This is a genomic window from Polymorphobacter megasporae (assembly GCF_018982885.2).
GTDB lineage: Bacteria > Pseudomonadota > Alphaproteobacteria > Sphingomonadales > Sphingomonadaceae > Polymorphobacter_B > Polymorphobacter_B megasporae.
The window spans coordinates 839,398-853,970 of sequence record NZ_CP081849.1; the positions used below are offsets into that span (position 1 = coordinate 839,398).

A 14,573-nucleotide genomic window follows, 5' to 3' on the forward strand; every position below is an offset into this window, starting at 1 on the left:
GCGTGGGTGGATCACCTCAAGCCCCGAAAGCAGCCATGCCGCTTTCACTCCTATTTCGTAGCGATTGCTGCCGTTATCTCTGCGATGCGAGCTGAAGTCATGCCGACCGCCGCGGCCAGCTTCGGCCACTGATCGATCGCTGCGGCTACTTCCTCGAAAGTCGTCTCTAACCGCTTTGCCGGCAGTCCTGCCGACGCACCTTCGGTCAACAAATGCTCCCTGGTAGGTCTGCGGCCCTCACCGCCAACCGCGAGGTAATGCTCGCCGCCTGGACCGGACGAGACCGTCAGGTCGAACGCCGGTGCCAACCGCCATTCGCCGCTGGCGTTCATCAGGAACGCGTGATTGCGGGCATGGTCATCGCGGTTATGCGCGATGACGTTGAATGCCATCCGGCGGAACGCAGCTTCGACCTCGCGGACGTCGCGGGTAAGATACTGTGTAGCGCGAAGGTATTCTCGGTAGCTCACCGACGCGCTGTCCGGATCGGCCTCGAGGAGCCCCGCCAATGAGTGCAGGTGAAGAGGGCCGTCGGCATCCCGGTCGAACCGCCGGCTGGCGAAGTGTCCGGGCGCTGTGCGCGACGGCAGCAGCCGCCAGGGTGCAACCTCGATGCCGGCAGCGCTGGCCATCGCATTATACGCCGCCTCGAGTGCGCCGATGTCTTCGGGATCGCCGGGTGCGCGGAACTTAACGAGCCACGGATCGAGCCCTGGGGCATGCGACGTAGCGAGGCTGGCGTCGTCCTTTCCGAGCCAGACCTGCGCCTTGGGCCGGGCGCCGCCGGCGCTGCCACCGAGACGCTGGAGCGCCCCAAGCATGTCCGATGGCTCGCCAGCGATCACGGCCAGAGCCTCGGCCTGAAGGCGGTCTAGGTCGGGCATCGGCAGATCGTCGTCGGCCATGTTGTCGGCGGGCACGAAGCGCAGCGCGCCAAACCCGCGTTCTCCGACCAGCGCCAAGCGATCGAGTGGCGTAAGTGCCCCTGGATCGCGTCCAACGCTGCGGAGGCGGCGGTCGAGCAGCAGCCGCCCGTAGCTCTCGGGGAGGCTGTCGGCGAACACGCCGAACAATCCGGCGAACGGCTCACGCGGTGCTGTCTGGACGCTGGTCTTCAGCGGCAGGCGAAGCGGTGAAATTGGCAGCCCCGCGGCAAGGAACTCAGGCGTATACTCGAACAACGCCCGCCGATCGCGCCAGGCAAGGCGACCGACCTTCAGTCGGCGCGAGCCGATATCGAGACGAACGTCGAGCAGCGCGGTCACGAGCGCCGACCCCGCCGACGCGGTTTGCTGGAGGTGACTAATTCGTCGAGGTTCGCCGCCGGCGGCGGCACGAACAAGGTCGCTATGTCGGCGTCGCGCCCGAGTGCCTGCGCCAGTCGGATCAGGCTCTCAAGCGCGATCTGCCCCGTCGTCTCGAACCGCCGCAGCGAGGCGAGCGTCACGCCGGAGCGCGCAGCAAGCCCGGCTTGGGTCAGATCGGCATCGAGCCGAACCGACCGAAGCCGGGCCGCCACCCCATCAGCAAGCTCTTGGACAGTCTCAAGCATGCTGACATCTTAGCAGTTATCGGACGATTTGGCACTCTGCTGCTGTTATTTTGGCAGTTGTTGAGATTGCAGTGTTGGCGCCTTTCACGAGATGGATGCGCCAGTCGCTATCGTACGCCTTGATCGTCCCTGGCTTTCAACGAAGCACGCCGACACGCCGATAGAGGTCGGCGAACGCCGTACACATCGGTGCGCCAGCGCGTTGCGCTTGTGGGCCAGTGGAATCGCGCCGGACCTTCGCCTCAAGGATGAGAAATGCGCCGCGCCGCGTGCTTGATGATCGGTGACCACCGCCCGATTGCCGAGACTGCACTTGCGCACCACCCCCTTGATCCGGGCGCAGACGATCCACGTCTGCCGCCGCTAGGTAGGCATCGCAGCCCGAACCCTAGAAGCGTCATGTCCCACTCGACAGGTCTTGCCCGATCAGCGGGACCAGCTCGCGATCAGCGAACTGCGGGCCGCTGGCACGCTTGCGTCTTTCGATGCCGGGCCTCGCGGGTGCAAGACCGTTCACTGGGCGTCTCCCTTGGCGACGAACCCGGTGGCGCGAGCAAGGTGAGTCGATACACGGCCCACCGCCTCCCGGACGCTGTTATCGCCGGACATCGCATCTCGGTCCTGATGGGTTGCGGAGCATCCTCGGTTGTTTTGCACTGTAGCGAGCCGGACAATATCACCCGTGCGGTAAGTTGGGCGGTCGGCGAAGCCGTTTCAGGCGAGCCAAAAAGGGCCGCACTTGCCTTGCTGGCTCACGCCTGCGCGTAGGTCTCCCGGCGCTTACGGCTGAGCATCGCGTGCCAGGCGGCGTCCTCGACGGCGTCGTCGCGGCCATCGCGGCGCAGCTGCTGGACCCGGTCGAAGCTAAGTTCGACGAGGTCATCATAGGAGATGTTGTCGTAGTCGACATTGGCAATCGCTGTGTTGGCCCTGATGAACATCATATCCTCCATCTAAATCGCCTCGTCATCGAAGCGGCGGTAGAGAGGACGGGCGCGGTCGCTCGGTCAGGAACCGCGTGAGCGGCCGCGGCAAGCGGCGGTAGGGGCAACGATTTTGTCGGCCGCGAGCGTCAGCGAAGACGGGCCGGCAAAATGGTGGGACCCTGCCGTTCTCGACGGAGCGAGAGCCGCACCCGTCAGACTACCGCCCAGTTGAGAGAGAGAGCGTCGCGACCCCGACCAGGGGTCGCGTCGACATCGTGGCGCACAGCGCTGCGGCGGTCGGGGCCTCGCGGCCAGATCCGCGCCACAGCCCGGCTGCGAGCACGACCAAACCCCGGCGGGCGAACCCGCCGGGGTCGGTGTCGATCAGCCCTCCTGACCGTTGTCGGCGGCGCCCGGAGACTTGGTGAGGAAGTCGACCGTCTCGGCGATGAGCTCGACACCGTAGCGCTCGGCACCGTCCTTGTCGGTCCACTTGGTGTAGTGGAGGCGGCCCTGGACCGAGACCTTCGCGCCCTTGCGGACGTATTTGCCGACGTTGGCGCCGAGGCCGTTGAAGCAGGTGACCTTGTGCCACTCGGTTTCCTTCTTGGCCTCGCCGCCGGCGGTGTTCCAGCGGCGCTCGGTGGCGACCGAGATCTGGGTGACATTGCCGCTCTGGGTGGCGCGGGTGATGGGGTCTGCGCCGACGTTGCCGACGATTACGACGATGTTGGTCATGATGGTTTCTCCTGAGCTTCACTATCGCGGGCCTGCCCCGTCGATGGCTCCGTTAAGAGCCGTGCGGTGGTGGCCCGGCACCGAGCGCGCAGACGCGAGGGGAACTCCGATTGCAGGGTCTTGGTGCGGGCCGCCTGTCCCCCGGCCCCGCGTTAGCGGAGAGCCGGAGAGGACAGGCAACACGGCCCTGCGATCGGGGTTGCTGGGCTACCGCTGTCGCGGCTTAGGAAGGCCATTGAGTACGGGTCAGGCCTCCGAGCGAAGCGCCCCCGTGAGAGACCGGTGGCCCACTCGCCAAGTTGTCGGCAGCGTCGGTCCAGGCCCCTGCCCTGCTCGACCGTGGCAGCGTCACCGCCGTCGGTTGCCCTGCGTCCGATTCCGCCGTCGGCGAGGCCATAGCGGAACGCGGCACAGGCCTCCCGTCAACGCCGACGGCACGCTTGAGCACTCGTCGCCGATGGCGGGAGCGGAGGCCCATGCCGCCTCGCCAGCGTCGTCCGCAGGACGGCCCCCACGTCGGTGTCGGCGATCGCCGGTTTGACGCACACCGGACCCTGGTCGCCGCGCAAGAGGCAGCGGCTCGGCACCGGATCCCCCGCGGATCGTTCGCCGGGTCGCGCGCAGCCCTTGCGCATCGAGCGCGGCGTGTTGCGACAGGGATCGTGATCTGAAGGACCGAGACGCCTTTGGGCGGCTCGGTGCAGCGCAGCCGTATAGTCATCGTCCAGCGCCATGGGGTCAGGGCGCTGAAGGGCGCTGATATTATGGTCATTATCATGCCCGTCGATCGCTGGGTGCACGACTGCGATCGATCAGACGGTGCTTCGAAGACGATGACGGGCGGGATGGAGATGAGCTACGCCTCCGGGTGAGACCAAGAAGGTCCCGGCGGGCATTAGCCCGCCGGGCAGAACCGACTCAGAACGGCACGTCGTCGTCCAGATCGTCGAGGCCACCAGTCGTTGCGGGCGTGCGCGCCGGCGTCTCGGTGCGGGTCTCGCGCTTGGGCGCATCGCCGGCCTTGGATGCGGGCGTGAGGAACTCGACGCTGTCGGCGAGGATCTCGACGCCGTACTTCGTTGCGCCGTCGGTGCCGGTCCAGCTCGTATAGTGGAGGCGGCCCTGGATCGAGACCTTCGAGCCCTTGCGGACGTACTTGGCGACGTTGGTGCCGAGGCCGTTGAAGCAGGTGACGCGGTGCCACTCGGTCTGCTCCTTGATCTCGCCGGTATTCTTGTCAGTCCACTTGGTCGAGGTGGCGATCGACAGCGAGGTGACGGTGCCGCCGGACTGGATGCTGCGGCTGATCGGGTCGGCGCCGGCGTTGCCGATGATGATGACGAGGTTGGTCATGGTGATTCTCCTGAGCTTCGGCCCACGGGATCGTCCCGTCGACGGGCTCCGTTAAGAGCCGTGCGGCGGTGGTCCGGCACCAAGCGCGCAGACGCGCGGGGAACCCCGATTTCAGGGGCGGTGCGGGCAGCCCGTCCCCCGGCTCCGCGTGAGCGGAGAGCCGGAGAGGACCGGCAACACGGCCCTGACAATCGGGGTTGCCGGGCCACCGCTGTCGCGGCTTAGGAAAGCCCAGTGAGACGGGGCGAGGTCGAGGTCGATCGCCCGCAGTGAGAACCGGTGCGTTACGCAGTCATCACGGCGTTGCCGCGCTCCCCGGGCGTTGTGCCAGAGTCGGCAACGATCACTGCTACAGCCGCCCTCCCTGGTGGAGTGCACGACCAGAGATCGAGGTGTCCGAGCGGCGACGTCCTAGATGACCTCGGCCAGCATCAACGCCGCTCGGTCGGGCGCGAGGCGGCGGTAGATAGCCTGGCGGCTCACGCCGAGCAGGGTGGCAATTTCGGTCACAATCGGTGGCAGATCCACCTTGATTGAGCGTCGTGCCTGCTTCCGTCGGGCCGGCGATATCGCGGGCTGCCCGAAGCGGGTGCAAGCGCGCTGTGCAGCGGCGATCCCGGCGATCGTGCACTCGTGATTGGTGCCGCGCTCGTACTCGCGCGATCGCGGAGAAGACGTGGACGATCAGCGTGCCGCTGGCCGACGTCGTGTCGATCATCGTCTCGTTGAGCGAGCGGAACCTGATGCCGCGCTTCTGAAGATTGGTCATGACGTTAACAAGGTCAGCGATCGAGCGACCGAGCCGGTCGAGCTTCCAGACGAGGAGAACGTCCTCGCCGGGACGGACGAACGAGATCGCCTTTTCAAGATCGGGCCTGGCGAGGGCGGCATCACCGACACCGTGGTCGACGAAAATGCGATCGCAGCCGGCGGCAGCGAGCGCATCGAGCTGGAGCTGCGGTTGTTGGTAGGCAGTTGAGCCCCGGGCGTAACTAACAAGCACGTGAACCCGTTACTATGATCGTGTCGGTCGGAGCACATCTGTCGGTGTCCGAAACGCAACGCTGCTACGTTGGAACCGCGCAGGGTATGTAACGGCATCCACTTCGGGGCGTCGGGCCGCATATGCAGCGCAAGCGACGGTAATACCCAGTTTCAGGTCTGATGGTATGCCGAGGACCTCATGAGAAGATGCACGTCGTTTGCCTATGCTAGTCGGATCGCCTCCTTCCAGCCGGAACTCGCCATTGGGAACGGTGACCCGCATTTCCATTCAACCATCCCCTGCCAGAACGGACCGCCCCCTTCCGAGCGTCGCTGTGATCAGGATCATGGTAGTTGACTCCGTCAACAGTGTCGTCCGATAAGGCAGGAATGGACACCGCGATCGAGGCCATCCGAACCTTCAACCGCTTCTTCACCCGGCACGTGGGTGCCATTGATGCGCGCTTCCTGGATACCGACGCGAACCTGCCAGAAGCGCGCTTGCTGTTTGAGATCGCCCGGCAAGAGCCGGTTCAGGCGAACGCGTTGCAGGCCGCACTCGGCGTTGATCGTGGGTATCTCAGCCGCATGATCGCCCGCTTCGAGGATCGGGGGTGGATCATGCGTAACCGAATTGAAGCCGATGCGCGCACGCGCCCGATCCATCTTACTGCGGTAGGACGCGCAGCTTTCGATCAGATCGACCAGCGGCAGCGTTCCGCGGTCGCCCACGACCTGAACCGTCTTAGTGCCGTGGAACAGGATGATCTGGTGCAGGCGCTGACCAGGGCACGGCTGCTACTCGACACGAACGCTCGTATTGAGTGCGTCATTCGAGCGGCCGGCGTTGGAGAGGTCAGTCAGGTCGCGGCGCGACAATCGATCCTGTATGCCGCGAGCCACGGCTGGGGGCGTGCGCTAGAAACGCTGGAGGCCGAGACGACGGCCACGTTCCTGCGCCGCTTCAAGCCTGATCGGGAACAGTGTTGGGTGGCTGATCTCGCCGGGGTAATGGCCGGTGCGGTCTTCCTCACCGACGAAGGGAATGGCGTCGCCCGTCTCCGCCTGCTGCATGTCGAACCATTCGCTCGCCGGCGGGGCATCGGCGATGCGTTGGTACGCGGGTGTGTCGGGTTTGCGCGCGAAAAGAGATACGACCAGATCGCCCTGTGGACACACACCGTGTTGGACGCGGCCCGCCGCATCTATGCGCATCACGGTTTCGAATGCATCGCCACGGAAGTCCATCACGAGTTCGGAGAGCCAGTGCAGGGGGAGACGTGGCGGTTGATTCTGGCGGGATAGATGCGCACCGCTTCCGAACTCGGCTTCGCGCACCTATTCCCCCTGCCCCGCCCCGGGATCTCCGACCGGCATCGCCCTGCGCATGAACGCGCCGAACATCGGCACGGTGAACGCCGTCTCGCCGTATCCCGGCGTGTAGATCATCCCCTTGGCGATCAATGACGCGCGTACGGGACCAAAGCTCGAAGGCTTCCGGCCAATATGATCGGCAATGGCGGTTGAATTAAAGGGCCCCTCCCCGAGCTCGGCCATGCCGCGCAGATAGCGCTTTTCTGACGGTGTCAGCCGGTCGAAACGGACACGGAAAAAACTGTCGTCGAGTGCGGCGATCGCGGTCGGGTGAGCAAGGTCAACGTCTGCTGCCGTAATCGGGCAAGCGTCGGCCGCGTCCCAACATTGTTTTCCCCACTCCTGCAGGAAATAGGGATAGCCTTCGGTGACGGCGAGGATCTTCGCGACCGCGTCCGGCTCGATGGCACATTCCTCGGCCTCGATCGGGTGGACAATGGCGGACGTCGCGGCGGCGTCCCCGAGCGGACCGATGCTGGTGAACAGAAACAGCCGCTCGGCATACGACTTTGCCTTGCCCATTTGCCCGGCCAGTTGCGGGAGGCCAGCGGCGACCAGCGTGATCGGGCGATCATTTTGGCGCGCGCGGTGAAGCGCCGTAATCAAGGCCGCCAGGTCGCGTTCGGGCACATATTGCAGTTCGTCGATGAACAGCACGAGCGCGGTCTGGCGCTCCCCTGCCGCGGCCCCGGCAAGGTCAATCAAATCGATCAGATCGGCTTCGAGATCGCCGTTGTCGGCGACCCCTATCTCGCCAAGGTCGAGCGATGCCTCCAATTCACCGTAGCTCAGCTTGAATGCCTTCACGAACCGGGCGAGCGCTCCCAGGCCCCGCTTGGCCAACGTCATAGCCGCCTGCCCGCGATCGAGCTTCAGCATGGCGGTGCGGAGTGCCGGGACCAGCATGGCAGGCAGCGACTGGCCCTCTGGTGCCTCGATCGGCACGCTCAAGATACCCTCGCCTTCCGCTGCCCGGCGCATCGCGTTGAGCAACACCGTCTTGCCTACTCCCCGCAAGCCGAGCAGAATCATGCTCTGCGCATGACGGCCGCTTTTGATGCGGTCGAGCGCGACGGCGACGGTTTCGAGGACGTCCTCGCGGCCGGCAAGTTCGGGCGGTCGGCTGCCCGCGCCAGGCGAGAAGGGATTGCGGCGTGGGTCCATTCTAGGCTGTTTATACGGTTCTAGTTGGTTCGCATAGAACGATGTAAATCATCTATATTTTGCTATGCCTCAATCAGGCTAATGTGAATGCGCGAAGTCTTCCGATGACGGCGGGCGACGGCGACACGACGCGCGAATTCGATCCGTACCGTGTCGTTGGCGGCGTCGCTGCGAACATTGGTTGACCCTCAGGCGTCGGTGCGGTGCGAGTATGGCGCTCATTCCGATCAACGAAGCTTGCACGAGTTGAACGATTGAATGTCACCGACACCGCACGCACCATCATCTCCGAGCCAGTGATCGGCCCTGCAACACTGCATCTCGCTTCGTCGGATGGGACCGAAACAGAGCTTATTACGGTCGACACGCTCAATGACCGCGCCTTTGCCGCGCTGCGCGACCCGACCGAGTTCGCCGAGGTGGAGATCGGCGATTGGAGCTACAGTCTTGCTTGGCCGTTGGAAGTTGAGCTCGGCGGAGATCCACTTTGGCGCGACACGCTCTTGGCGACGGGAGATGGCGCCGAGCGAGCGTTTCTCGAATGGCGAATGCGACCCGCCCTGTCATTATCCAAGGCGGCCGAGGCACTCGGCGTGTCGCGTCAAATGGCGGCCTCTTATTCGAACGGTGAGAAGACGTGCCGAAGCCCAATCCTGCGCGCTTGCCGGGGGTGGGATGTCGGACATGGGCTTTATCAAGCCGCGTCGTCGCTTCCAAAGCCAAATGCTCACGCGTATTGAATGCGGCGGGATATCGCCGAGCCGCAGACGGATAGACATGGGTATTCCCGCAGCATGACCTATGGCTTCTTTGAAATTTCCAAGATCGGCTGGGTGCTGGTTGCGCCTGAAACGATGCTCTTCCTTCCATTCGCCGTCGCCCTCTGGTCGGTGTTCGCTCATCGCCGCCGCTTAGCGCTGTACGCGCTCGCGTTAGGATTTGGCCTCGTGCTCGCGGTCGGCATTTTCCCGCTCGGCGATTTATTGCTCGTGCCGATGGAAGGCAGATATCCGGCCAATCCGCCGCTGCAGGAGGTTGATGCAATCATCATACTGGGCGGCGGGGGTAACCCGGCGGTAGCCGCGCGGTGGGGGACATCCGGGATCGGTGACGCCGGCGATCGATATCTGGCAGGCGGGGCTTTGGCCCGTCGCTTTCCAACATCGGTGATCTATTTCACCGGCGGGTCCGGGGACCTGATCGGCGACAGGATGAGCGAAGCAACCGTTGCCCCTCAGCTCCTGGAAGCGACAGGCGTCGATCGGGCGCGGGTGCATCTGGAAGGCGGATCGCGATCGACGGCAGAAAATGCTCAGCGTTTGCGCGAAAGCGCTGCGCTTCAATCAGCGCGTCACATCGTTCTTGTGACCAGTGCCTTTCACATGCCCCGTGCCATGCTCGCATTTTGTGCGGCTGGCTGGCATGGCTTAGTCCCGTATCCGGCAGATTTCCGATCAACGACATTTGGCAATGGGATCGGCTGGAGCTTCGCGCATCATTTACAGATGCTGGATATAGCGGCGAAGGAGTGGGTCGGCCTTTTCGCGTATCGACTTACCGGACGCGCCGCCCAGTCTTGCTAAATCCAAGCGCAGACTCCAACGTGGTCCGACAGTAGCCGGACAACTGGAGGGTAAAATGCCAATCGCTCGCGCGCTTATGGTTCTCATCGTTGTTTCGGCCGCCGGATCGCTGTCGGCGGCACCCTGCAAGGATGCCAAGGGCAAATTCATCAAGTGCCCGCCTGTCGCCGCAGCCCCCGCCGCCCGGTGCCGCAACGCCAAGGGTGCGTTCGCCAAGTGCGGTTCCCCCGGCGCCAAGCCCGCGTAAAGCCGATCCCGACATATCGGGTCGTCGACCAGCGATCTAAAACGCTGCCCTATATACCTATGGCTTAACTCCGCGCCCGTTCGACCAGTCTTTTCCGCTCGCGCTCGCTGGCACTATTCCAGGCCTCGATCGATACGCCGGGTGGCGGCGGGTGAAGGCCAGGACGCAACGCGGCCGCAACAGGCGTGAGATGACCCCCGCGCTTCTCTTGCTGCCGACGAACCGAGCGTTCGTAGAAGTCCGGCGACAGCATCAAGCGCTTCGAGCCGCACTGCGAGCAGCGGAACCGACGATGCGCCTCTCGCCAATCGGTCGGCCAACCGCGGCGGCGAAACAGCGCCAGGATTCGGCCGATTGCGACCACGACGTCGTGACGGCACTCGCCACACTTGATGCGGAGATCCGCCTTGCCCATCAACTGCGTGAGATCGTGAAGCGGCCCGGCCATAGACGGAACATAAACAGAACGGGCCGTGAGTCGCTAGTCCGGCAGGGTGATCATATCAACCTCGAGAAGGTCGACCCCCGCGCGCGGGCCGGTGACGACAACCTGTTTCGAGACAAGCCAGGTGGCGGCGTGAGGATCCGTAATGTCGAGACGCCAGCGGCCTCCGCTGTCTGTATCAAGCGCGAAGCCATGCCTCGTAGCGACGAGACGTCCCTTGAGGCTATGATGCGTCGAGCACGGCATCCGCTGGGTATAAACTATTCGGTAACCAATGTTGTCAGGAGGTCGTGGGGAATGTGTGGCCGTTTCCGTAATCTGCAGACATGGTCCAACTTGTACGGGGATCTGCAGCGTTTCCTCGGCCCGGTCACCCAAGCGGCGGTCAACCTCGAGCCCCGCGAGCAGGTGCGTCCGACACAGACCGCGCCGATCGTTCGAATGATCGATGGCGCGGTTGGCGTTACGAACGCGCGCTGGTGGCTCGTGCCCTGGTTTCACGAGGGCACGCTCAAGGATTGGAAGGCGACGAATTCAACGCCCGGGCCGAGACCGTCGCGACCTCGCGGGCGTACCGCGACAGCTTCAAGCGAAGGCGTTGCCTGATGCCGGCAGACGGCTGGTACGAATGGATGGGGCCGCACGACGACGACGATAAGCGCAAGCAGCCGTGGCTGTTCGCTCCGAAAGACGGTGCGCCGATCATGCTCGCGGGTATCTGGGACCGATGCGAGACGATCGATCAGGGATCGATTGAGAGCTTTTCGATCGTGACGCAACCCGCTGGTGCCCCCCTGAACGGCTACCATGATCGCGCTCCTGCCGTGCTGTTCGGTGATTAATGGGCGCGCTGGCTCGATCTGGATGCCGATGTCGCGGATCTGCTCGGGCCGGAAAGCCGCGATCGGTTCGACGTGGTGAGGTGTGCAATTAGATAGTTAACGCCCCTCCCGAGCCGGCGCGCGTTCGCCCACCGCAGATAGCGAAATCTTTCTTTGAGCGTGGGCGGCAGCAACTGGCAGCCGTACCGCGGTGAAGTGGCTAGCGGGTTGTGCTTGCAGCCAGCAAGTTGCGGCCGATCTCGACTACGGGAACGCAGCAAGCTTCGTCACCATGTGCCGCAAGGCATTCGGCACCCCTCCGGCTCGCGACATGATCGGGCGCCATGCTGGCGACCCTGAACCTCATCGCATGCGAGTAGAACTGAAAAAATCGGTCAACGAAGAGGCGTCGGGTGCCACCATCGAAAGTATGCACTTCGTTGCAGTTTTAATAGCACACCCTGTGTACCAGGGTAGCATCGCAAGTCCGTCGCCCAGAATGGAAGAGATGCCGATGACGGGCTGGGATGGTCACGATCGGGCGTACGCGAAACAACTTAGATTATCAGTCCGACGCATGGTGGTTCGTTCACGTTCGGGGGCGTTTCATGAGCGGCGTGAATTGGGTGCGTAGCGATCAGAGGCTTAACAGCGCACCCGAAGATTTCAACGCCGTAGGCGTAATAGTTGCTTGCTATCGCAACACGAATTGGTGAACTCGGCTCGATACCGCGCCGGGTCGTGTCGGCAAACTCGCATAGCGAAGGATCGAAGATGGCAGTCAAGATCAAGTCCCAGCCGGCAAAGATCAAGAAACCGGCAGCAGCGCCCGCCCAACCGCACGCCGCAGCTGACAAGGGTTCGACGGCGACGAGCGCACCCCAGCGCCGCGCCAAAGCAAAAGGCACACCGACTTACCCTGCGGTTGGATCGCTGCCAGCGGCAGAGTTTGCGCGAGGCACCGGTGGCGAATTGCATCAGGTCGCCGCCAAGGGCCAGCCTGTGCTGACGACCAATACCGGCACACCGATCAGCGACGATCACAATAGCCTCAAGGCCGGTCCGCGCGGGCCGATCCTAATCGAGGATTTCGTCCTTCGTGAGAAGATCCATCATTTCGATCACGAACGCATCCCTGAGCGCGTCGTACACGCGCGCGGCCTTGCCGCGCACGGACAATTCGAGCTGACCGACAGTCTTGCCGACGTTACCACCGCAAAGATCTTGACTGAAGTTGGGGTCAGAACGCCGGTGTTCACCCGCTTCTCGACCGTTGCGGGAAACCGTGGTTCAGCCGACGTCGCGCGCGATGTCCGCGGCTTCGCGGTCAAGATGTATACTACAGAAGGCAACTGGGACATTGTCGGCAATAATATCCCGGTCTTCTTCATCCAGGATGCGATCAAGTTTCCCGACCTGATCCATGCCGTCAAGGAAGAGCCAGATCGTGGCTTTCCGCAGGCGCAGTCGGCCCATGACACGTTTTGGGACTGGATCGCTTGCACGCCCGAGGCGATGCACATGGTTATGTGGCAGATGTCCGATCGGACAATCCCGCGTTCGGTGCGAATGATGCAGGGCTTCGGCGTCCACAGCTTCCGGCTGATCGCCGCCGACGGCGCGGTGACGTTCGTCAAATTTCATTGGCTTCCGGTGCTCGGCATGCAGTCGGTCGTGTGGGACGAGGCCCTCAAACTCAACGGGGCCGACCCCGACTATCATCGCCGCGACTTGTACACCTCGATCAACGACGGCGAGCATCCGGCGTGGGATCTCGCAGTCCAGCTGTTCGACGAGGAACGGGCCGCGACATTCGACTTTGACCACCTCGATTCGACCAAGCTGATCCCCGAAGAAGTCGTGCCACTGCGCGTGATCGGGCGAATGACGCTCGACCGTAATCCCGATAATGTGTTCAGCGAGACCGAACAGGTCGCGTTCTGCACCGAGAATGTCGTGCCCGGAATCGGTTTTTCGGACGACCCGCTGCTCCATGGTCGCAGCTTCTCGTATCTGGATACGCAGCTGAGCCGCCTTGGCTCGGTCAACTTCACTCAGATACCGATCAACGCGCCGCGTTGCCCTTTCGGGAACATGCAGCGCGACGGCCACATGAACGTGCGGCCACAGGGCACCCGCGTCGCCTATACGCCGAGCCTGATCGACCCGTCGGGCCCACGCGAGGATCCGGTCGGCGGGTTCCGCAGCGCGCCGGCCGCCGATGTTGGGCCGAAGGTGCGCGAGCGCTCGGCGACCTTTGCCGACCATTATAGCCAAGCGCGCCAGTTCTTCTTCAGCCAGACCGAGCCCGAACAGAATCACATCGTCGCCGCGCTGATCTTCGAGCTCTCGAAGGTCGAGTTGCCGATCATCCGTTCGACCATGCTCGGCCACCTCGCAGTGATCGACGTGACGCTTGGCGAGCGTGTCGCCACCGGGCTCAACCATAAGGCAAAGATTGTCCCGGCGGTTCCGGCGGTCGAGCCGCGCACCGACCTTCCGCCGAGCTCTAAGCTCAGCATCCTTGCTAGCGGCCCGCCGACGCTCGTCGGGCGGCTCGTCGGCATGCTCGTTACCGATGGCGCCGCGTCGGCAACCGTCGGTGCGCTGATTACAGCGACCAAAGCGGCCGGGGCATCGCCAAAGATCATTTGCCCGCGCGTTGGCGGCGTCACCCTCGACGATGGGACGCTGCTTAAGGGAGATTTCCAGCTCGCTGGCGGCCCGTCGGTGCTGTTCGATACCGTCGCGGTCGTGACCTCGGCCGATGGCACGACGAAATTGCTTAACGAGGCTGCGGCCGTTGCCTGGGTCCATGACGCGTTCGCTCATCTCAAGGTGATTGCCTCGACGGCCGATGCCGAGCCGCTGCTAATCGCGGCAGGTGTGATACCAGACGCCGGCATCGTGAAGCTCGCTGGCGCTGCCGATGCGGCAGCGTTCACCGCGCTCGCCGGCGAAGGCCGGATATGGGCACGCGAGCCAATGGTGCGGACTATCTACTGACGTTGGTTCCTCTCTCCCTGCCGGCCGATAAAGCGGCTGGCATGAAATTCTCTATTAGATCGGACTACCGCGGTTGCATTTAGACGCTGCAACCGCGGGTGTTCGGTGTTAGCGTCAATAAGACGAACTGATGTTTTCAAGGACCGGGGAACCTCGTTGTTAGGACGGAACAACTCCAGTACTTCAAAATGGATTATAGTAGCTAAAACACAAAAATTACATTAGCGGGGGAAATTATCCGATCGTCGAGATCCTCAATGGCGCTTTGGCCGGTGTCGGCAACATCTTCATCAACGCCGCGGGCTACAGCCTCGACGCCGATCCGATCGCCGATGCCTTCGGCGGCTTCGATCTCGGCAGCGGCAATGGCGGCTTTGACT

The 14,573-nt window shown here is 63.5% G+C and carries 14 protein-coding genes and 1 pseudogene; 6 read left to right on the top strand and 9 right to left on the bottom strand.

Annotated features, from left to right (window positions below; all coding sequences use genetic code 11):
* Nucleotides 1–50 precede the first annotated feature (50 nt).
* The 6 genes and pseudogenes from KTC28_RS22040 to KTC28_RS23400 all read right to left on the bottom strand — a co-directional run.
* Complete coding sequence (locus KTC28_RS22040) at nucleotides 51–1,265, bottom strand: type II toxin-antitoxin system HipA family toxin (protein WP_216711188.1); 1,215 nt, start codon at nucleotides 1,263–1,265, stop codon at nucleotides 51–53.
* Complete coding sequence (locus KTC28_RS22045) at nucleotides 1,262–1,552, bottom strand: helix-turn-helix domain-containing protein (protein WP_216711189.1); 291 nt, start codon at nucleotides 1,550–1,552, stop codon at nucleotides 1,262–1,264. The genes KTC28_RS22040 and KTC28_RS22045 overlap by 4 nt, the downstream gene beginning before the upstream one ends.
* Before the next feature lie 752 nt (nucleotides 1,553–2,304).
* On the bottom strand, nucleotides 2,305–2,505 hold the full coding sequence (locus tag KTC28_RS22050) for a hypothetical protein (RefSeq protein ID WP_216711190.1): 201 nt from the start codon (nucleotides 2,503–2,505) through the stop codon (nucleotides 2,305–2,307).
* A 357-nt stretch (nucleotides 2,506–2,862) separates the two neighbouring features.
* Nucleotides 2,863–3,216: a single-stranded DNA-binding protein gene (locus tag KTC28_RS22055; protein ID WP_216711191.1), complete on the bottom strand. Its 354-nt coding sequence runs from the start codon at nucleotides 3,214–3,216 to the stop codon at nucleotides 2,863–2,865.
* Between the two features lie 918 nt (nucleotides 3,217–4,134).
* Nucleotides 4,135–4,569, bottom strand: a complete 435-nt coding sequence (locus KTC28_RS22060) for a single-stranded DNA-binding protein (RefSeq protein WP_216711192.1) — start codon at nucleotides 4,567–4,569, stop codon at nucleotides 4,135–4,137.
* Nucleotides 4,570–5,272: 703 nt separating this feature from the next.
* Nucleotides 5,273–5,572 (bottom strand): annotated as a pseudogene (locus tag KTC28_RS23400) (recombinase family protein); the annotation flags it as partial.
* Nucleotides 5,573–5,943: 371 nt separating this feature from the next.
* Here KTC28_RS23400 and KTC28_RS22070 point away from each other — a divergent pair.
* A complete protein-coding gene (locus tag KTC28_RS22070) occupies nucleotides 5,944–6,858 on the top strand; it encodes a bifunctional helix-turn-helix transcriptional regulator/GNAT family N-acetyltransferase (protein WP_216711194.1) in 915 nt (304 codons plus the stop codon).
* A 33-nt stretch (nucleotides 6,859–6,891) separates the two neighbouring features.
* Here the strand turns inward: KTC28_RS22070 and KTC28_RS22075 are convergent, their stop codons facing one another.
* Complete coding sequence (locus KTC28_RS22075) at nucleotides 6,892–8,091, bottom strand: ATP-binding protein (protein WP_216711195.1); 1,200 nt, start codon at nucleotides 8,089–8,091, stop codon at nucleotides 6,892–6,894.
* 254 nt (nucleotides 8,092–8,345) lie between these two features.
* Here KTC28_RS22075 and KTC28_RS22080 point away from each other — a divergent pair, with 254 nt between their 5' ends.
* From KTC28_RS22080 to KTC28_RS22090, 3 genes are read left to right on the top strand one after another with little or no spacing between them, the layout of a single operon-like run.
* Nucleotides 8,346–8,831 carry a DUF2442 domain-containing protein gene (locus KTC28_RS22080; RefSeq protein ID WP_216711196.1) on the top strand — a complete coding sequence of 162 codons (486 nt, stop codon included), beginning with the start codon at nucleotides 8,346–8,348 and terminating at the stop codon, nucleotides 8,829–8,831.
* A 54-nt stretch (nucleotides 8,832–8,885) separates the two neighbouring features.
* Nucleotides 8,886–9,674, top strand: coding sequence for a YdcF family protein (locus KTC28_RS22085; protein ID WP_216711197.1), 789 nt, complete (start codon nucleotides 8,886–8,888; stop codon nucleotides 9,672–9,674).
* A gap of 55 nt (nucleotides 9,675–9,729) precedes the next feature.
* Entirely contained in the window at nucleotides 9,730–9,921 is a 192-nt protein-coding gene (locus KTC28_RS22090) for a hypothetical protein (RefSeq protein WP_216711198.1), read from the top strand.
* 64 nt (nucleotides 9,922–9,985) lie between these two features.
* Here the strand turns inward: KTC28_RS22090 and KTC28_RS23405 are convergent, their stop codons facing one another.
* Nucleotides 9,986–10,369, bottom strand: a complete 384-nt coding sequence (locus KTC28_RS23405; protein WP_219773894.1) for a hypothetical protein — start codon at nucleotides 10,367–10,369, stop codon at nucleotides 9,986–9,988.
* Nucleotides 10,370–10,402: 33 nt separating this feature from the next.
* Nucleotides 10,403–10,612, bottom strand: coding sequence for a DUF5818 domain-containing protein (locus tag KTC28_RS23410; protein WP_369426595.1), 210 nt, complete (start codon nucleotides 10,610–10,612; stop codon nucleotides 10,403–10,405).
* 80 nt (nucleotides 10,613–10,692) lie between these two features.
* On the opposite strand from KTC28_RS23410, the gene KTC28_RS23415 reads away from it, so the two are divergent.
* Both KTC28_RS23415 and KTC28_RS22110 read left to right on the top strand, forming a co-directional pair.
* A complete protein-coding gene (locus tag KTC28_RS23415; protein WP_369426596.1) occupies nucleotides 10,693–11,208 on the top strand; it encodes an SOS response-associated peptidase in 516 nt (171 codons plus the stop codon).
* A gap of 753 nt (nucleotides 11,209–11,961) precedes the next feature.
* Complete coding sequence (locus tag KTC28_RS22110; protein ID WP_216711200.1) at nucleotides 11,962–14,193, top strand: catalase; 2,232 nt, start codon at nucleotides 11,962–11,964, stop codon at nucleotides 14,191–14,193.
* Nucleotides 14,194–14,573: the final 380 nt, after the last annotated feature.